The organism is Cloacibacterium sp. DMC96, from assembly GCF_056313765.1.
The window spans coordinates 1,036,546-1,057,678 of the sequence record NZ_JBQUZQ010000001.1; the positions used below are offsets into that span (position 1 = coordinate 1,036,546).

Annotated in this window: 12 protein-coding genes and 1 riboswitch; of the genes, 1 reads left to right on the forward strand and 11 read right to left on the reverse strand. The window is 32.9% G+C overall.

Features of this window, described 5'->3' with window-relative positions:
* Window positions 1-148: 148 nt before the first annotated feature.
* From ACT53I_RS04610 to ACT53I_RS04655, 10 genes are all read right to left on the reverse strand, one after another.
* Window positions 149-2,332: an alpha-N-acetylglucosaminidase gene (locus ACT53I_RS04610; protein WP_476078657.1), complete on the reverse strand. Its 2,184-nt coding sequence runs from the start codon at window positions 2,330-2,332 to the stop codon at window positions 149-151.
* A gap of 153 nt (window positions 2,333-2,485) precedes the next feature.
* Complete coding sequence (locus ACT53I_RS04615) at window positions 2,486-3,394, reverse strand: L,D-transpeptidase (RefSeq protein ID WP_476078658.1); 909 nt, start codon at window positions 3,392-3,394, stop codon at window positions 2,486-2,488.
* A gap of 253 nt (window positions 3,395-3,647) precedes the next feature.
* Window positions 3,648-3,938, reverse strand: a complete 291-nt coding sequence (locus ACT53I_RS04620) for a GIY-YIG nuclease family protein (protein ID WP_476078659.1) — start codon at window positions 3,936-3,938, stop codon at window positions 3,648-3,650.
* A gap of 701 nt (window positions 3,939-4,639) precedes the next feature.
* Window positions 4,640-6,385: a GmrSD restriction endonuclease domain-containing protein gene (locus ACT53I_RS04625; protein WP_476078660.1), complete on the reverse strand. Its 1,746-nt coding sequence runs from the start codon at window positions 6,383-6,385 to the stop codon at window positions 4,640-4,642.
* Between the two features lie 5 nt (window positions 6,386-6,390).
* Entirely contained in the window at window positions 6,391-7,323 is a 933-nt protein-coding gene (locus ACT53I_RS04630; protein ID WP_476078661.1) for a GIY-YIG nuclease family protein, read from the reverse strand.
* 5 nt (window positions 7,324-7,328) lie between these two features.
* A complete protein-coding gene (locus tag ACT53I_RS04635; RefSeq protein ID WP_476078662.1) occupies window positions 7,329-7,973 on the reverse strand; it encodes a hypothetical protein in 645 nt (214 codons plus the stop codon).
* Window position 7,974: 1 nt separating this feature from the next.
* On the reverse strand, window positions 7,975-9,918 hold the full coding sequence (locus tag ACT53I_RS04640) for an AAA family ATPase (protein WP_476078663.1): 1,944 nt from the start codon (window positions 9,916-9,918) through the stop codon (window positions 7,975-7,977).
* Window positions 9,915-13,328: an Eco57I restriction-modification methylase domain-containing protein gene (locus ACT53I_RS04645; RefSeq protein ID WP_476078664.1), complete on the reverse strand. Its 3,414-nt coding sequence runs from the start codon at window positions 13,326-13,328 to the stop codon at window positions 9,915-9,917. The genes ACT53I_RS04640 and ACT53I_RS04645 overlap by 4 nt, the downstream gene beginning before the upstream one ends.
* A complete protein-coding gene (locus tag ACT53I_RS04650) occupies window positions 13,328-14,386 on the reverse strand; it encodes a PDDEXK nuclease domain-containing protein (RefSeq protein WP_476078665.1) in 1,059 nt (352 codons plus the stop codon). Before ACT53I_RS04650 ends, ACT53I_RS04645 begins: the two co-directional genes overlap by 1 nt.
* On the reverse strand, window positions 14,379-17,573 hold the full coding sequence (locus ACT53I_RS04655; protein ID WP_476078666.1) for a helicase-related protein: 3,195 nt from the start codon (window positions 17,571-17,573) through the stop codon (window positions 14,379-14,381). Before ACT53I_RS04655 ends, ACT53I_RS04650 begins: the two co-directional genes overlap by 8 nt.
* Window positions 17,574-18,112: 539 nt before the next feature.
* Between ACT53I_RS04655 and uraH the strand changes: the two genes are divergently transcribed.
* Complete coding sequence (uraH, locus tag ACT53I_RS04660; RefSeq protein WP_476078667.1) at window positions 18,113-18,523, forward strand: hydroxyisourate hydrolase; 411 nt, start codon at window positions 18,113-18,115, stop codon at window positions 18,521-18,523.
* 666 nt (window positions 18,524-19,189) lie between these two features.
* Here the strand turns inward: uraH and ACT53I_RS04665 are convergent.
* A complete protein-coding gene (locus ACT53I_RS04665; RefSeq protein WP_476078668.1) occupies window positions 19,190-20,509 on the reverse strand; it encodes a Na+/H+ antiporter NhaC family protein in 1,320 nt (439 codons plus the stop codon).
* A gap of 36 nt (window positions 20,510-20,545) precedes the next feature.
* Window positions 20,546-20,643, reverse strand: a riboswitch (SAM-I-IV-variant riboswitch).
* Window positions 20,644-21,133: the final 490 nt, after the last annotated feature.

The following is a 21,133-nucleotide window of genomic DNA, read 5'->3' on the forward strand; positions in this document are numbered from 1 at the left end:
CTCCAACATTAACTTATCTTCAAATTTTCAAACTCTCCCATTCTCCCACTCTCCAACTCTACAACTCTACAACTCTACAATTTCACAACTTCACAACTCTACGACTTAACAACTTTACAACCTCACCATTATCTCATTATCAAATTACCTAATTATCTAATTCTAAACGATACTTCCCCCACAATCTCTTAGAAATTTCCAGCGTATTTCCCTTTGGTGTTGATGGATAAGGATTTTGTGCTTCTGACCAATCCCATGAAAATTGATTCACTCTTTCTAAAATCAATTTTTCATCTGCATTTCTGCCCTGTTCTACAGCAAGAATCGCCTCGTCTATAAAGATTTTCCAGCGACCGCCATAATAATCTTTCATCAAACCAGCAATGGAACGATTGGCGTAATCATTAAGATCTCTACCTTTTTCTCCCCAAACGCTGATGATTTTACGGGCATCTCTTTCATAGTAGGCTTTTTCTTGTTCTATATCGGTCATGGCTCTAGCATCGGCAATCCATTTTCCTACTAAATAATTAGGATTTGAAGCGAGAAGTTCATCAATGTCATCAATAATTTGAAGCATTTCGGCTCCTGTTTTTTTCATTTTAGCGACGTCTTGTTGGCGATATGCTTGCGTAAATTGGTCTCTGACTTGATAAAAGTAATTGCCCAAAACTTGTTTGCCAACTGCAGTCAAATCGTCTCTGTATTCATAAGTATTGGCTTCTGCGGCAATCAAATGCTTCCAAGCGGCAGCAAGGTCGCGGTTATCATAAGCAATCTCTGGATTTACCGTCCAATTATAAGCTTTTTCAAAGACAGGTTTTGAATGCGTTAAATCGCCTTTTCCTACATCAGAATTTTGGACATATATTTTCTCCGAAAGGATTTCCCAAGCTTTTTCAGCATCTGCATTTTCTTTTCCTACTCTGCTTTTGGCATAGGTTTTTACAAAATCTTTCATGCGATGACCTTTTTTCCAAACTTTATCCAAGATAAATTCATACATCACCGGATTATCTCCAAAGCCTTCCAATGTTGCACCAATTCCCCAAAGATTTTTGCCTCCATTCTGCAATACATGTTCTATTTTTTCATCGGCATCTTTTAGATTTCCATGCAGGGTGGTATTTCCCCCGAAATTTCCTAGGTAAGACCAAATGTAAGGCTGACCGAAAAAAGAATCGGTGCGTTTCCAAACTTCGGTATGGTCACAGAAATAATCCAGCATCATCAATTGATCTTGTGGAACGGCTTGCAAATAAGCTTTAATGCGTTCATTCGTCCATTTATTTTGCATGTAATAGAAAATCCAACCCATCTGCAACCATTTCGCTTTCGGGTCTACATGAGTGAGAGATTCATAAATATGTTGAGAAACTTTCGCCAAATATTCAGGTTCCCAACTCGGTGGCGTAACTTCATTAAAGGGGTCTATGCCGTAAATATGGTCGGTACCAAATTCCTTGGTTTGCTCTTTCAAAAAGGCTTCTTGAATTTGTAGAAATAAAGGGTCAAAAGAATCTAAAAAGTAACTTTGATATTCTTCACTGAAGTTTCCCCATTCTCCAAGGGAAGTGATTTTGGCATGAGGATATTTTTTTAACAATGCTTTAGGAACATGTCCCGCAAAAGCAGGCAATACAGGTTTCATGTTGAAAGTTCTCGCTCTTGCTAAAATTTTCTTTTGTAATTCGGCTTGACCATCAATCCAAGACATCGGAAGAGGACCTTCCCAATGATCGATATTCGCCATTCTGTGCCAAGGCAAATAAGCAGGGCCGGTAAAGAAACTTCTGATTTCTTCATCGCTTAAACCAAACTGTTTCCACACTTGGAGCCAAATTTTTTCTTGCCCCGTAATCGCCAAAGGAAGATTCACGCCATTCAGCGCCATCCAATCGATAAAACGCTCCCAATCATGCCATTTCCACCAAGGCATGGTATACCCGAAAGTACAGTAATTCAAGAAAAAACGATGTGGAACTCTTGCCTCATTGCGTATTTTTCCTTTAAAAACAGGCATTTTTGCTGGAACTTTCACCACATTATCTGCATACCAAGACACCGAAACATGACCATACGTTTTGAGGTATTCATTAAAACCTACCGCCATTGCATTGGCATTATTGGCAGAAATATGCAGTTTCCCTTTCTTGAATTCCAGCTCGTAATAATCTGGGGAAGTCTTACTTTTTTCTTGATGAAAGACTATTTTTTCGGCATAAGCAGGAGCAATTCTCTGCACCAAACCTTTAGCCGCAGCAACATCAGAAGATTGAGCCAGTACAAACAGAGAGAAAAACGTAAAGAATAGTGCGTTCAGTTTTGCCATAGTCTACAATTAGGAGGATAAAGATAAAAAATTATTGTCTCAAAAAGATAATTTGTAAAAGAAGATTTTTATCATCCCGATTTCAACCACTTACTGCACTTTTCTGATGCTGCATGAAATGCTTTTAATGCTTAACATTGATAATGCAAATGACTATGGAACGTGTTCTAGATATTGCCTTTTAATGTTTTGTTGTTTCAATATTTCAGAGATAAACGGTTGTATTTCATGGTTGATTTGATCCTCTGTATAATCATTGGCATGAGGAGATTTGATGAGCTGTAACCAAGGTTTTTTATTGAATACCGGCGGTCCAAAAATAATCACAGGTGTACCTTTAGCCAAGGCTATAGTCCCTTTTTTGTTCAGAATCCATTGTTCTGCCCAAGTGTACATAAAGTAGGCATCTTCCTCCAACAAACGAACACAAGAGTGTGAAGCATGATGCCCCGGCAAATCATACTGATGCCAACCAATGCCCAAATAATTATACAAATTAAAGTTCCATCTCAATTTCCAATCAGAATTCACGGTACTGATGGCGATTTCCTTCTTCCAATTGGTAAAGGTGAGCCCCATTTTGGTAGGTGTTGCTTGTTTGCCCATACTGGTAGGTCCCCATTTGATGAGATTCCCGTTTTCATACAAGGCATAGGCATGAATGGCATAACTGAACATCGCCAACTTCTGAATGTTTCTAGCCGCAGAAATATTTTTAGGAAACGGACTGTACACCTTAAAATCTTTTTCCATAATGTCTGGAACCACTAAGGTATCAGCTCTCCATTTGTTTTTATAGTCTAGTCGATTGATGGCTAAAATAGCATGCAACTCTTCTTGAGAATACTTTTTCTCTAAAGCGTTAAAGTCTTTATTTTTATTTTTAACCACAAAAGCATGATACTTTATTTCTTTTTTCACCACCGTATCTTTTTGGACGGTATCTGCTTTCTGTTGCTGCTGAGTGGTATTATAATGCACCTCCTCTGCTCCAGCACTTTTATTGCACTGAACCAACAAGAACACACCGATAAGATAGATAAAGCTTCTAAAACAATTCATGCCATTAAGATTAAAGACCAATATAGTTTTTATTTTACTGAACACCTAAATTTACGAAAGAAATAGCAGATTTCAAGTATTTGTAGGAAAGATTTTTCATTGTGGTTGCTTCGACTCCGCTCAGCCACACTGTTATTTATTACGCTGGTGATTTCGACAAGCTCAATCACCGTGTTACTTTCGGTGCCTGAGCTTGTCGAAGGCACGTTCTCAATCATACTCCCGGTGCCTGAGCTTGTCGAAGGCACATTTTTCAATCCTTATCTTTATAATTTTTTGATAATAAAGGCAAATCGTTTGCTCTGTTCTCCATCAAAGCCTCTTTCTTTCTCCTGCTCCAACCCTGAACCTGCTTTTCTCGATAAAAAGCATCATCTATTCTGTCAAATTCTTCGTAATACGCCAATCGTACAGGCAACCTTTTTCGGGTGTGGTTAGCTCCTTCACCCGACTGATGTTGTTGCAGTCTTAGCTCTAAATCTGTAGTACTCCCAGTATAATAAGAACCATCTGCACATTCTAAAATATACATATATCCTTTCATGGTTTTTAGTTTTTTTTATTGCGTGGCTTCGACAGGCTCAGCCACCGTGTTATATTATTACGCTTGTGTTTTCGACTCCGCTCAATCACCGGTGTTATATTTATTGCTACTCTCGGTGCCTGAGCCTGTCGAAGGCACATTCTTATTCCTTATCCCTGTGATTTCGGCTCCGCTCAATCACCGTATTATATTTACTACTAATCCCGGTGCCTGAGCCTGTCGAAGGCACATTCTCACTCATCATCTCTGTGATTTCTACTCCGCTCAATCACCGTTTTATTTATTACTACTCTCGGTGCCTGAGCCTGTCGAAGGCACATTCTCACTCATACTCCCGGTGATTTCGGCTCCGCTCAATAACCGTGTTATATTTACTACTACTTCCGGTGCCTGAGCCTGTCGAAGGCACATTCTTATTCTCATCCCTGTGATTTCGGATCCGCTCAATCACCGCGTTATATTTACTACTACTTCCGGTGCCTGAGCCTGTCGAAGGCACATTCTTATTCTCATCCCTGTGATTTCGGCTCCGCTCAATCACCGTGTTATATTTACTACTACTCCCGGTGCCTGAGCCTGTCGAAGGCACATTCTTATTCTCATCCCTGTGATTTCGGATCCGCTCAATCACCGTGTTATATTTACTACTACTCCCGGTGCCTGAGCCTGTCGAAGGCACTTTGTTTTAGAGTTATTCAAAATCATAATTTCTCAAAAGCTTTCTGAACTACTTTTGCAATTCTTTTTCTTCTTTCCATAAGAAAATCTTGGTAATTCATTTCCTCCCAATTTTCTGGTAAGGCATGCCAATAATACATTTTTTGCCAGACATCATCATCAAATCTAATTTTGTAATAAGGAAGATATACTTTTGGCTCTTTATCACTGATTGCAATATTATCACTCCATTCTACTAAGGCAAAGTTTGCAATTTGATTAACATCTCTTTGCTCAGTAATTCCGTTTCTCATGAGCCAAGCTTTTGGAAAAAGATGATGTCTTTCTAAAGCAGATTTATTAGCTCTAAGACCAGACTCTAAGAGTTCTTTTACTTGCAGCTTAGAAAAAAGGCCAAGAGCATGATGAATATTTAAAGATGCATAATAAGCAAATAATGAAGGTGAACGGAAAGAAGATGTAGACAAATCCATCGGAAGGGTAACCTCCCAAAAATCTGTGGTCAGTTGAGATTCTATAATTGAATTCAATTGATTTACAAAATCTTCTGCTGTTTCTACAGAACGAAATCTTGCCAAATCCATTTCCATAGCAGTTTCAGGAGAACCTGTATAGCGACCAGTAATTGAACACATAAAAAACCACTTGGAAATCAGTTTTTTCAGTTCATATAAATCTACTTTATAATCTATTCTGCCGATTAAAAAGAAAACATAAGAATAGAGAATGTTATTATTAGAAGAAATAAAACTTTCATTGCTATAACCTGCTTGCTTTAAGGCTTTAATGAATTCATGCCAGTTTTGAATATCCAAAGAATGAGCCTGTGCTATCTTTAGTCTTTCAAATTGTAGTTCTCTGCGTTCTTCACTAAAAAGACCAGTATCTAAATCTTTACCTCTTAGAATACTGTAAATATATTGTAATCTAGCTCTTCTAAAAGCTAAACCAACACTTACCCTAAGCATTTGTTCTGGTTTTGGAACAATAAGATAATTAAATGGTGTAGCATTTGTTTTAGAAGGCAGTCTGGCATCGCGGCAAAAGTTTTCTAAATTGGTTCTTCCTTCGTCCCAAAATACACTCATTAAGGTTAAAATGAAATCTGCTTGATTGAGGGTTTTTCCTTCGGAATTGATTCTTACAAACACATCTGCAACTTGTTCTTCGTCTATTTCTTGTGAAAGTTCTAAAACAGAAAATGGATAATTTTCTAAATTTTTTAGTCGCATAAATGCTTCTTGAATTTTCATCTCTAATTCATCTGAAACCACAATATGATTTTTCAAGTTAGCCACAAAATCCATGATGACTTTAAAAATATTGATGTTGGGTTGCCATAAATCTGAAATGTTTTGATAATATCTAGGATTCCTTTTTATGGCGGCATCTGGAACTTCAAATTTATTTTCTAAAGGATTGAAAGCAATTATAATTTTTGTCTTTTCGTAGTTTTCTCGAATGACTTCTTGTCCTTTTAACACAGCATACAATGATGTTAATCTTTGCTGACCATCTACAATTAATAAATTAGCAAACTTTTGTTTTACATCAGTACCAATTCCTTTTACCCCATCAATATTGGCATTTTCCCAAAAAAGAAAATAACCAACAGGATAACCTTTGTATAAACTATCAAAAAGGTCTCGCACTTTAGTATCTTTCCATACAAAAGGTCTCTGAATATCAGGAAGACCAATGGTTCCTAAATCTATGTTTTGAATGAGTGAATTGAGATTGTATTTTACATCTTTAAAAAGTGTTGCCATGGTTATTATTCAATAGTTAATTCAAATTCTTTATTTAATCTAAAAATTTTGTGTGTTGCAATTTTGTTATCTAACAATATTTTATATAAATCACGAGCAACAGCACTTCCTTCAATATTATTAATAATTTTTCCCTGATTGTATTCTAATTTAAAGGCAAATGATTTTCTGTTTCCTGCTGTAAAAAATAAATTTTTATTTAATAAGATTATATTTTTTCCATTTCCATTAGATAAAGCATTTTTTATTTCTTTTAGATAGGAATTCCAAATAGAAATATATTTCCCTGATTTAAGATTGGCATCAAGTGTATAAAATGTCTTTTCCCTTTTCGGTTCAATAATATTTTTTGTTTTAGGTGATTGTGTTACAACTGTTGTATGTGCTTGTAATCCCAATTCTTTTCTTAAAGATTGGATATATTTTTTATGTAGATTATTAGGATTTTTATTGTCTATATTTAAAACTGGTTCAATTGCTTTGATTAATAGCGTTTCTAAAGTGTCTATTTTTTCTTTGCTTTCAGGATATTCAAAAAAGGCAACGGCAAGGTTTTCTTCCATCCAATTTGTTACTTTAATTTCAGAACGATTATCAAATCTAAAATGAGAGGTTCTGCCTTTTTCCACATCAGATGTACTTCTGATAATCGGTGTAATTTTCTCTGTTTGAGAAAGCAATGCACCCAAACTTTTTCTCACGGTTGAACTTCCCGTTTTTCCAGTTTTGAAATGAGTATTGGCATCTCTTGATTTCTGACTGCTTTCAGTTTTACCAATGTAAATAATCTTATGTTCTGGAAGTATAAAGTTATCCAAAGGGAATTTTTTACCTATAAAAAAGAAAGCATAAATCCCTGGTAAATCTGAATAGGATTTTACTTTAGTAATGGCTGTTTGGGTTTCTACAAAATGGGATATTATTTCTTTTATTGTCATGGTATTTACACTTTTTCATATCCCAATTGCCAAAAATACATATCTATGATTTTCATAGTTGGGTAATACATTTTTCTACTTTCTAATATTTCTTGTTGAAGGGATTCTATTTCTGTTTTTACTTGCTTTTGATTGATGTGTAAAAATAACTTGGAAAGACTGGTTTTAGATAGAGTAAAAAATGTCTCATCCTTATCTTTTACACCATTTATAAAATATCTATCCATTGCAGGTAAACAACCTAAACTACCTAAAATAACTTTAGAAATTAGAGTATCTGTTGGATTAATATTTTTTTCTTGATTATCTTTTATATAAGTGATTGACAGATAATGTTCTTTTAGTTCTTTAATTAGGTTAATAATATCCTCTAAATAATTTAACCCAATTTCTTTATTTTGTGAACACTGTAAATGCTTGTATTTTAAAATAATATTTACCGTTTCTCTATGAATGGTATGGTTTTTTTGCAATAAACCACTTGAACCTCTATACATACCCCAACTTGCTAAGTACAAAGCCAAATGTAAAGTTAGTAATTCCCTATCTGTTTCTTTTTGAAAAGCCTGATAACAATGCTCCCACGAAGTATATCTGTGGCTTTTGTCTTTTTCAAATTGTGAAAGGAAGGAAGATAGTGTTTGTTTCATTTTAAATTAATCTTTCACTTACTTTTTTACCATCATTAAAAAAGAATTGCTCATTAACATTAACTCCATTTGAAGCATCAACCATCTGAAAAACATTATGGTGAATCATATCATATGCTTTTGAGATTTTACAAACAGCCAGTTTTTTTAAATCTGAAATATTACCATTTTCAATATACTGTATTGGTTTTAAATATATTGGTGTATTTTTTTTAACACCATCATATTCATAACTCAATATACTAGTATCAAATTTCAAGGTTGTAGTTCTAATTACACCAGCATTATTTGTTTCATGAGTTACTTTTTCATCTATATTTATCACATTTCTTTTTTCAATATTTCTAAGTTTATCAACTAATTCAAAAGCTTCTTTTAATTCTCTCTTGAAAATAGGTTTACTTACGTTATCATGAGAAAAAGGGTTTAAAGTTGTTTTAGAATATAATTCCAAATCTTCAAATGGAATGTAGTTAAACTCTAAATCTGACCACATTTGTTTGAAACTAGATATTAAATCGCCTAATTCTTCTCTTAAAACGGTTGTTCCTTTGTCTCCTTTTTTTAACAGATAATTGCCATATAAAAGTCTTTTTAATTGACTCTCAAACTCTTTTCGTAAATAGTTCGCTGCTGCTGGATAATCTTTATATTCTTTTCTCTTCTTAAAATATATTTCAGCTTTTTCGTAATAACCAATACTTGGTGTAAAAATTAATGGTTTTTCAAAGGCAAAACCTTCTTCTAAATGAGAGTACATTTCAATTGATAACCATTTTCTATTATCTAAATAAAACTTTGCTGTTTCAAACCAACTAAAATCATAAGTCGTTACAAAAATCTGAAAATCTTTAAAGAAAGGTTCTGCTTTATAAATAACATCTCCATTAACATCCTTTCTTATAACGTTTTCAAGTAAACTGGTCTCAGGGTTTGTTCTTTCTTCCCATTCTGGTTCTTTATATACATTTAAGATTTTTAAAAGTGGAATCCGGTTAGATGTATCAAGACCTATAAAAATATCATCTAAAAACAAAAGTTTAATTTTATTACTGCTTTTATTTTTAATAATTACTCCTGCTAAAAATATACATAAAGCTAACGCTGATAATCTTGCTTCATTCAAAATTGTAAGGTGGTTTTCATCATTATCTGATGTATCCATTCCGAAAAGTGAATTTTTAATTGACACCTGAAAAACCGGATAGTTTTGAGTTTCATAATCTATATAAGAATTTTCAACTTTTAATTCAAAGTTCAATTCGGGGAAAAAGTAATTAAGTAATTCTTTTAAAATCACATTTATATCCTCAATATCTTTTCTAAACCCTATATCAAACTTACTTATAATTTCTTCTTTTTCGGCTCTATTTGGTCTCGTACCTCTTCCGGCTACCCATAAATCATTATAGTTTTGAATGTAGGTTCTGTTATTACCAACATTTATGGTTTGAGCCAAAATATCCTTAATAATTAGTTCTGCAAAACTTGTTTGAAACTTGTATGTATCTAAAACATCATCACTAATTAAATATGTTTTTAATAATTCTCTATACGATAAAAAAGTATTGGTTTTATTGGCGTTAAATATATCAATATCACCTGTTACATTTTCATTAGGAAACCCAAAAATTATTTCTTTTTCGTTTCCTGCAAAGTCATCTAACTTAATTTTGATATTTGCTGGTTGTTGTATTTGTGTACCAGGATTATCAGGGTCATCTAAAAATTCACTTACCGCTAAATGTCTTGAAAATCGAGCATTACCAGAAGTGGAATCTGATGCTAAAAATAGATTTCTTAATCCTTCATAAATACTTGACTTACCACTTCCATTTTCTCCATAAATAAGCAAATTCTCTCCGTTTGGAATATCTATAAAGTTAATAGTTCCAGCTCCATAAAAGGCTTTATAATTTGTAAATTCAATTCTTGTAATTTTCATATCGTTACACTTGAATTGATAAGATTAATTTGTGGTATGGTGATAACAGATTCTATCGCATTGCGCAATTCACTATCTTTTTTGTGTGCTTCTATATATATTTCTCTCAATTGTAGAATGGTAGGTTTAGAAGATTTTTCTTCTAAATCAGGTAATTGAGCAACATATTTAGCTACTTCAAAACCAGCTTTTTTAAATTCTTCTTCAAAATAAAACTCAAAGACCAAAGCATTGGCTATTTGCTCAAAGTATGCTAACATAAACTGGTCTGTAGCTTCTTGACTGTTTTCTCTTTTAAGTGCTACCAAATAATCTACTATTTTAGCAAAAGGTATTTCTTGTTGATCTGAAACTCTTTTTACAGGAATTTTATCAAAAAATACTTTATGAAGTTCTCTAGTTCCCCCTTGTAATTCTGGAAAATTATCAGAAAAACAATATTTAAAGAGTTTTGAATTAAAAAAACAAGTCAAATATTTTAAATTTTCACCAGTTAAAATATAACATTTAGGGTTTATGAATATTCCACTTTCATCATATACAAATGGTAGGAACTTAGTCATATTAGGATAAATTATTTTTGGTTTGTCAAATTCATCCAAAAAAGCACAATTTCTAAGATTTGTCCAATCATCTCCCTTGTCGTATCTGTTTATTAATTTTTTTTCATATTGTTTTAACCATTTATAAATAGCAGGATAATCCTCTTTTACATCTATTCGTTTAATATCTTTTGATTTTAATCCATTATGAGAGTTTATTAACCAGTACCCTTTGTATTCTGGATACCAAGCAGAGATATCTTTTCCTCTTAAAATTGGTTTTAATATTTCAATGGATCTTTTATCTTCTTTTACAATTATTTCTTTAACTGAATTGGATATAATAAATGCTTTATCAAATCCAGTTAGAATACCTCTATTAATATTTAGTCTCCAATCATTTAATTTAATACCTTGCTTTTCTACAAAATCTTTAATATTATAAATATCCTTTTTACCTACCACCCAAGCATTATGGTTTAGGTTAGATAGGTAATAACCGTTCTCTACAATATAATCGTCAACACTACTTTCATTTAGTTTAAAATCTCCATCAAATCTAACCGCAAATACTTCTTTATTTTCATACACCTTTGCTTTGGGTTTATTTTGCAATAAAATAATATTGGTATCTACAGTTGCAGTATCAAATACTTGTACATTTCCAAAGTCTATTAATAGTAATGGATACGTTTTTTCAGCAAAAAATAGTCTGGTACTTTTCCCATAATTAGCTCGCATCCATTTATTTGAAGTGATATAACATAAAATACCTTTAGGGGTTAATAATTGAACACCTTTTTCGTAAAATAAGGAATATATATCACCTGTTCTTTCAAATGTATTGTAATTATAAAGCTGGTACATCTTTGCTAATTTTCCTCCATCTTTTTGCAATTGTACATACGGTGGATTTCCAATCACAATATCAAAGCCGTCTTTTACACCAAACATCCACCAAGGATCAAACCAAGAGCAGCTTTTGTCTGCAAAGGGATTAAACTCACTTATTTTTTTATAAATTTCTACATCTGCTGCTGTTGCCCATTCTTTTGCAGTAGTCCACAGTTTATTTTGCAGATTTCTAAACTGCATTTCCAGATGTTTTTTGGCATCTTTGTTGGCGGTAAAATATTCTTCTCTTATGGCTTCTATTTGGTCTGCAATTTCGTTGGTTAATCCTAAATCGCCTTTTGGTTTTCCTAATGGGATTAAAGTATTGGCACACACAATTTTAAAAGATAGGTTGGGTAATGGCTGTGGTTTTGGTTCGTCTACCACCAAACTCAACCAAAAACGCAAACGTGCAATATCTACTGCACCTTCGTCTATATCTACACCATAGATGCTTTCTTCTATAATGTGTTTTTTAATTTCGGCATCGCTTTTGGCTTTGGTAAAACCTTTGAGTTCTTGCAGATAGACTTGTGCATTAAAAATCTCTTGCAACAATCCCATAGGAAATGCACCAGAACCAATGGCAGGGTCACAAATCTTAACGTGGTCTAAAGCATCTATAATTTTGTAGGCATATTTGTCGGCATATTTTAGTTCGTCTTTGCTTAATTCTTGTTGCAGAATAATATTTTCTAGTGCAGATTGTGCAATGCTATTTTCTGTGGCATCTAAATCTTCTTTTGCCAAAAGATACGCTTTCAAACTTTCTTTGCACATATAGTGCACAATTTCTTTTGGGGTATAGAAAGCGCCTTTGTCTTTGTTATCTTCTAGTAAATTTTCAAAAATATGTCCCAACATTTCTGGGTCTACAGCTACTGTATGTTCATCTGGTGAATCTTCGTAAATGGTAAAGTTGTACCGATTAAAAGTATCAAATAATTTATCAAAAATTTTAGAAGGTAAAGCTAATTTGTCGTAAAGAAAATCTTGTGATTTATCAAACAATCCCCCATTAAGATAAGGAAAGCGAAGGTCGTTTTTCTCATTTTCAGAATCTGGATTATTAAGGGTGTCAAAAAATAAGGGTACTAGATAATCACTATAAAAAAGTTCTTTGTATTGGGCATTTTTAAAAAGGTGGTATAGATAATCTGGATTTCCTTTGTCCCAATTTTCATTTTTAGGAACAGCAAGCCAACCTTTTTTCTGTATAAAATAAAGGAATATAATTCGCCCCATCATTCTTTTAAAGAAATCTCTTACGGCTTTAGAATCTCCTCTAAAGATGTCTTGATAATCAAAATGCGGTTCGTGAACTTGGGTTTTAGTCCACTTGCTGCCTTTCTTTACATAGCGGTAACCTGTAATATATTCTACAAAATCTTCATAAATTTCTTTGTAGTTTTTGAAAAATTCTTTTCCTAATTTTTCTACAGAGAAAGCATCTTCAAAATCGTCTAAAGAAAGTAAATCATAGAGGTTTCCTTTTTGCTTTTGGATGAGATTATAAAAATTTTGGGCGGCGGTTAAAGCTTTTTCGCCTTTACCAAAAAGATAGGTATAACGTTTCGGTGCTGTTTCTTTATCTTCTATAGTATTGGTATCTTTGTTATGAAATTTTCTTTTGCTGATGTAACTGAAACGCCATTGTTCACCTTGTACAAAAACCACCATTGCACCAGCCATTTGTTTGGTGATGTCTTTTAGTAGATTTCTTAATTGTACTCTATTTCTGGCAAGGTTTACTTTTGGGGAAAGTTCTATTTCAAAAATTCCAATTTTGGTATAATCGTCAATTTCGTAAAATCCTAAACTAATACATTCTTTGCTAATGGTGTTATCTGACAAAGAAATTTTACGGTCTTCTGCATTGAGTTTATTATTGGTAAACTGTGTTTGTAGAAAGTTTTTCCAGATACTTCTATCATAAGGACTTTCTAAAATTTGTCTAATTTCTGTAACAGTCATTATTCTTCTTCTTTATTTAAAATGGTAACTAGTTGATTGAGTTTGTGAGATAATATCTTTTTATCAATGAGTTTGGTTTCATATTCTGCTATTAATGCAGGACTTGTATTGCGTGCCAATGCATATTCTACCACTTCTGTATCTTTTCCTTTGCAAAGCAAAATACCAATGCTTTGTTTTTCGTGTGGGCGTTTCACATCTCTATCCAAAGCTTCTAAATAGAAATTTAATTTGCCTAGAAATTCGGGTTCAAAGTCTTGTATCTTTAATTCAAATAAAACCAAACATTGTAAGTCTCTATGGTAAAACAACAAATCTGTATAAAAATCTCTATTGCCCACTTGCAATTTATATTGATTTCCCATGTAGGTAAAACCTTTACCAATTTCGAGAATAAAATTTTTGAAATTAAGTATGATAGCTTTTTCAAAATCCTTTTCGGAGTGTCCGTCTGGTAAATCCAAAAACTCAAAAATATAGGGATCCTTCAAGAAATTTTGAGGTATATTTATAGGAGCAGTTAGTTTAGATATCATTTCGTTACCCAACATGGTTCTTTCAAAACTACTGCTATTAATTTCTCGCTCTAACTGTTTTACGGTGAGTTTTTCTGTTATTGTTTTTTGTAAATAAAAGAGCGTTTCCTCTGCTCTTTTTGTTTTAGAAATTAACATAAGGTGATGTGTCCAACTAATTTGTGTCATCAGTAATGACACAAATTTAACCGCTTCATTTTCTGATTTTTGTAATAGTGTCATTAATGATGACACGATTTCTTCTCCAGAATAAACTTCGTAAAATTGCTTCATTCTGTACAATCCTCTACGACTAAAACCTGTAAGATGAGGCTCTTCTAATTGAATGAAATTGGCTAATTCTTGTACGGTTTTATCCCCCCAAAATCCTAGTTTTACTTTCTCCGAAACAATTTTACCCACATTGTAATACAACAAAACCAATTCTGTATTTGCTTTTACAAATACACGGTTTTTAGCATCTTGAATTAAATGTAAGATGTTCTGAAAATCAAGTGTGTTATTATTGGTGAGATTATTCATTAATAAATGTTTCTGAAATAATTATTTTAGGTTCTATAGGTTCTACTTCTTTTTTTGTTGGTCTTTGAATTTTAGAAGTATATTTATTTGCCAATCTTACAATTTCGTTTTCAATTTTTATAGGGTCTGTTTCGTTTCTTAATTTATAAACTTCATTAGTAAGATTAGAGTAAGTACCATTTTTAATTAATGGTAATAAATTTTCTCCTGCTTTTACAGCTTCTGTAGTTTTGATAAAACCAAGAGAAAGCCAATTTATTAAGTCATTTAAAGCTTTATTGGTTCTTACATCTTTTTTATCTTCTGCACCTCCTATCATTTCTGGAGTGGTAATATCGCTCTCAAATTGATTCAGAATTTTATTAATTTGCTCGTAATGAAATTCTGGGATTTCTTTAATTCCTACTTCATTTTTTTCAGCTTCAAAAATCTTTACTGCTTGTTCAAATGGAAGTGAGTAAGATTTATTTTCTTTATTCAAATAAATATTTTTATGTTCTCCATTTTTCACAAAAGCAATACTGTAAGAATTATTTTCTTTGGAATTTCTGATGCATCTTACTTTTAAAGGCATTCTTCTGATTCTACTAAAATCATCAGGATGTTTTTCTCTAAAATTTCTAATCCATTCCAGATATTGAGTTCTTAAATCTTTTTCCTCGTCTTTTTCTTCAAACATTTTAAACTGCTCAATGATTTCCTCTAAAGTATAAATTTTATTATCTTCACCAAATGTACTGTGGCTACTTTGTAGTTTAGCTAAAGACTTTTGACGTAGATTAATTCTCTTATCCCCATGTTCTGAAGGATAAAAATTATAGTTATAAATAAAACGTGCTTTGGTTCCGATACGATTAATACGCCCAAGTCTTTGAATAAGTTTTGTAGGATTCCAAGGCGTGTCATAATTCACAATAACATTGGCTCTATGCAAATTTATACCTTCTGCTAAAACATCAGTGGTTAAAATAATATCATAATCATTTCTGAAAGTACCTTCAAAATTGGCATCAAAATTTTCTCGTATCGCTTCAAACATTTTATTTCGGTTGGTAGAAGTGATGCTTAAAACTCTATGCAGTGTTTCATTATTCAATCTTTCAGTCAAATAATCAAGAGTGTCGGCAGATTCAGTAAAAATAACGAGTTTGCCCAATTCATTTTTTTCTTTATTAAAATATTCAGAATTTAACATTTCAAAGAAAACATTCCACTTTGGATCATTTTGATCATCAATATTTTTCCAACGCTCATTTAAAGCCGATAGGTTTTCATAATCTTTTCTTAATCCTTCAATAAAGCCTGGCTTAAAATCAGATTGTTTAAATTTTTTATTCTTAGGTTTTTCATCATCAATTTTTAGAATCTCCAATTCTATTTCTTCATCGGTATAACCTTTATTTAATAAGTCTGTAATGTCTAAATCTGGTGCAATAAAAATACTATCTCTTTCATACATTTCTATCATATGCAAAGTAGAAGTAGTAATTTTATTTAATGATTTTTTAAAAGCATAAAAACTACTTTCCAATCGTTTTATTAATTGTGTTTGCATTATATATGCTAACGACCGAGAAATAGTTAATGCACTTTGATATAAACCATCATTGGCTTCATCTGTTAAATAGGCAATAGCTTGATATCTGTAAAAATCTATTTTATCTTTATCAATAATGCTGTTTGCTGTATCTAAAAAAAGTTCTGCTAATTCTGGACTTAATTCATATTCATTAGCAAATGGATCTACTACATTTGGAAATATAACTCCTTGAGAAACTAAATCCTTTGCATAACGTTCATTTTTTAATAAATCTGTACGAGTTCTTCTAATGGTGATATCTTTTACTACTTTATCTCTTATATCGTTAAATATTTCCTGTATTCCTTCTAAATCTAATGGTGTTTGTCCTATAAGTTGTTTGTACTTTATTATGTGAGGATAAAAGAATTTTTGAAGATTAGGTTCATTCAGATTGCTGTTTCTTACATCTTGGAATGTTTGCAATAAATTGTAAATATCTTCTGGTCTATTATTTAAAGGAGTCGCAGATATTAAAACCACTTTTTTTTCAAAACCTTCTATATTACCAATATTTTCTCTCCCTGATTTACAAATAATCTGCAGATTTTGAAACTGACGGCTTGCATTATTTCTAAATTTATGAGCTTCATCTACCAAAACCAAATCATATTTTTCTTTGTATATTAATGGATCATCTTCATTAATAATTTTATCTAAACTACCATTGGTAATAAAATCACATTTCTCATCAATTCTAAATTCTTTAAAAGTACTCTTCCAGTTTTTTTCTAATGTAGGAGGATATACAATTAAAATTTTAGTCTTTGCTCCATTATTGATGATAAACTTTTTGGCTAATAGAGCAGCCATTACTGTTTTACCCGTTCCTACCACGTCTGCTAAAAAGAAACCATTATGTTTCAACAATAATTCATACCCCTGATTTACAGCATCAATTTGATAACTTAATTTCTTAAATTTCTTTAGTGGAATATCACTAATACTATCAGGATCGTACTCTATATTTTTTCCAAAAAATTCTATTAAGAACTTTACATACAATTCAAATGGTGTAGGATTTATTTCTAAATAAGTTTTTTTAATGAGTTCGGGTGCATCAACTGGCAGAATAGGCGAACTCTCGTTCCATAATTTTTCAAATTCCCTATCTGCAAAATTGACATTGTCAAAATCACGTAATTCTACATTCATTTCATAATTATATTCTACCGCTTCTAATCCTAAACCTTGGGCTGTAAGATTAGAAGAGCCCATTATAACTAACCCATTAGGATTATGTTCATTAAAGTTGGGAGAAAGAAAAATATAAAATTTAGAATGAAGTTTTTTAGAATTATGCGCTCTTATTTCAATTTTCTTGCTAGAAATATCTTTAATTAATTGAATAATTCCTTCCTCAATTTCTTTACCATATTTTGAATTGGCAATGTCTTCTTGAATAGATTCTATAAAAGTATCTCTTGCATGTTTAGCATTTATATTTAAAAGTAAACCTTGTTTCTGAGCTAATGCAATAAAGGGGTCTACATTTATACCAGCGATAATTTTTATTTTTATATCTTCAGGAAAATGTTTTCGAATGGCAAAATAACCTGATGCCCTAAAATATCCAATTACAGATTTAAAGTATTCGATATTTTGCATGTGATTAAATACACCAACAAACTTATTGTACAATGTATTTGTATCTTGATTTGTAAAAAAATTAGTACTCATTTATTTACTTGGATTCTCAAATTTTTTAAAGTCAAAAACAATAAAATTTACAACAGTTATTAAGTATGTCATAATCTAAATTTCATCTAATAAAACAATAAACTAAGTCATAAAATAAAAGTTCAATTAATGAATTTATTTAATTTGCTAGAAGTAAAATTTTAATTTATTCTATAAATATAATGTTGCTAGGTTTAATTATTAGCTTTTTTAAACATATAAAAAGTTTAAGTTCCAAATATAACAAAAACCTCTCTTTATACCAATAAGGAAAACGTAATTCTCAACTTAAATCCAATGAAAAATTTAGAAATAAAACCACATCACAAAACCTACAAATTTTCCCATTAGAATAATACAATAAATTCCTTGGCAGCATTAATCAAAATGAAGTCAATTCGGCATAAATAGGCATCATCTTTGTAAGCATAAGACAAAAAATATTCAACAATAAAAATTTAAAAAAAATGAAAAAGAACGGGTTAGTTTTCCTCATGATGTTTTTAATGGTCCCTATGATGTATGCTCAAGAAAGCAGCTATCAACTCTCAAGTCACATTTTAGACATCTCCACGGGTAAACCTGCACCGAATGTAAAAATTGCTTTGCAAAAAAGAGATGCACAAAACAATTGGGTATTGGTAGAAGAAAAAATCACCGACCAAAACGGCAGGGTAAAAGATTTCTTAAAACAAGAGGGCAAAAACAATACGGGTATTTACAAGCTCACGTTTTACACCGCTCCGTATTTTAAAAGCCTAGGTCAAAAATCCTTTTATCCCTTTTTAGAAGTGGTTTTTGAGTTGGCAGACCAAGAACATTACCACGTTCCCATCACCCTATCGCCTTACGGCTACTCCACGTACAGAGGAAATTAAAAATAAAAAAGAATTTTCTAAAATGGTGGCTTCGACAAGCTCAGCCACCAATTATTCCATTACACGATGCCTGAGCCTGTTGAAGGCACGTTCTTATTCCTCCCTGTGATTTCGACTCCGCTCAATCACCGTATTATTTATTACTACACTCGGTGCCTGAGCCTGTCGAAGGCACATTATTTCTATTGCATTAAAATCCGTGCACTCTATAGAACATCTACGATGTTCCTTTGAGAACTCAAAAACACCATCATTTCAACAAATCTTCGTGAACCTTGTGATATTAAAACAAACATAAAATCCACACACAGTGGCTTCGACAAGCTCAGCCACCAATTATTCTATTACACGGTGCCTGAGCCTATCGAAGGCAGCATCAAAAAAAACCTCATAACTTCATCACCTCATCACCAAGAAAAATTATACCCACAGTGGCTTCGACAAGCTCAGCCACCAATTCTTTTATTACACGGTGCCTGAGCCTGTAGAAGGCACATTATTTCTATTGAATTAAAATCCGTGTACTTAATGAATATCTACGATGTTCCTTTGAGAACTCAAAAACGCCATCATTTCAACTAAATCTCCGTGGACTTTGTGTTATTAAAGCAAACACAAATATTCCACACACAGTGGCTTCGACAAGCTCAGCCACCAATTCTTTTATTACACGGTGCCTGAGCCTGTCGAAGGCAACACATTCCTAGACCTTCCCCAAAACATAGAACCCACCACCATTAAGAACAGAAGTCCTAAATAATAAGAATGCGAGAGCATATCCACATAATTGATTTTATTTTTACTGTATCCAATAATCAATAACACTTGAGCGCCATAAGGAAGCAACCCTTGAACGATACACGCAAAAATATCAATGACAGAAGCCATTTTTCGGGCAGGGACTTCAAAACGCTCAGAAATAGGTTTCAACACTTTCCCAGAGATTAAAATCGATACAGTATTATTGGCAATACAGAGATTTACCAAACCTGTAATCAATCCTGCTCCCAATTGTGCAGATTTGGCTGAGCTAATCTTAGCTTCTATTTTGTTCAATAAATATTGAATTCCCCCTGCTTTTTCTACTAAGGCAGCTAAACCTCCTGTAAGCAAAGACAATAGGAAAATTTCGTTCATAGACGTGAAGCCTTCATAACTGGCTTTGGCAAAACTCAACCACGTAAGGTTTCCTTGCCATAAACCTATGGCTCCCGCTAGAAATATCCCAATAACCAACACCAGAAATACATCTAACCCTAAAAATGCCAATACCAAAACCACCAAATAGGGAAAAATAAGTTCCCAAGAAATGGGAGTTGGCGTATACGCAATGGGCGCGACAGGATTGCTAAATCCTATAATCAATAAGATCACCACCGTTAATACTACAGCAGGGGCAGCCAAATAAAAATTGGTTCTGAACTTATCTTTCATGCTGCTGCCCAACGTTTGAGCTGCTGCAATGGTAGTATCAGAAATCACCGAAAGATTGTCGCCGAACATGGCACCCCCCAAAAGACTTGCTCCAATCAGGTTAAGGTCTGCTCCACTTTTTTGAGCCAACTGTATCGCGATAGGCCCTAATGCGACAATTGCACCAACCGAGGTTCCAGAAGACAGAGAAAGAAATGATGCCAATAGGAAAATCCCTAAAGCATAATAATCAGCAGAAATATAAGTTAAACCGATATTCACCACCGCATCTACACTGCCTGAAACTTGTGCTACGGTAGAAAAAGCGCCTGCCAATAGATAAATAATACACATGGTGAGTACACTGGATTCCCCACAACCGTGTAAGAAAGTTTTGATTTTTTCTTGATGAGGCAACCTCGACATGGCAAAGGCGGCAATAATACCGATACTCACGGCAATAGGCGATGGCAAGGCATAAAAGTCTTGCAAAACAATTCCGGCACCTAAAAATGTACCTACGAAAATTAAAAAAGGAAGTAAACTAAGAAAATTTGCTTTTGTATGGTTCATAAAATTTAAAAATTTAACACAGGAACTTTACAAAAGATAGACAACATTTTTTCCAAAAAAGTTTGGCTTATCGCTTTAGCACCTTGCTTGTTGTTGCAGGTTGCTACCTCCCGTAGAGGTTCCTGATAATAGGCGGCAAAAGTAATCATTATCGCCCAACGAACCAAATACAATCTATCAATCGCCTTCATAGACCATCAATACAGCCTTTTAACTCCCTGATTTCTAAAAATTAAAGAATAAAAATTTCCTTTCCAATTCCTTTTTCAATACCCCAACATTTACTTTTCCTCTCCTCTTTCTCTAAAAATATCTCAAAAATTAGGAAATAGAATTCATCTACTTTCTGCCATCGACTATATTTAGGCACAACATTTTTTATTGCTCGTTGCCTGAGGCACATTATTTCTATTGCATTAAAATCCGTGCACTCTATAGAACATCTCTGATGTTCCTTTGGGAACTCAAAAACACCATCATTTAACAAAATCTCCCTGGACTTTGTGTTATTAAAGCAAACACAAATATTCCACACATAGTGGCTTCGACAAGCTCATCCACCGTGTTATTTATTACTACTCACGCTGCCTGAGCGTCGTCGAGGCACATTCTCACTTCTAATCT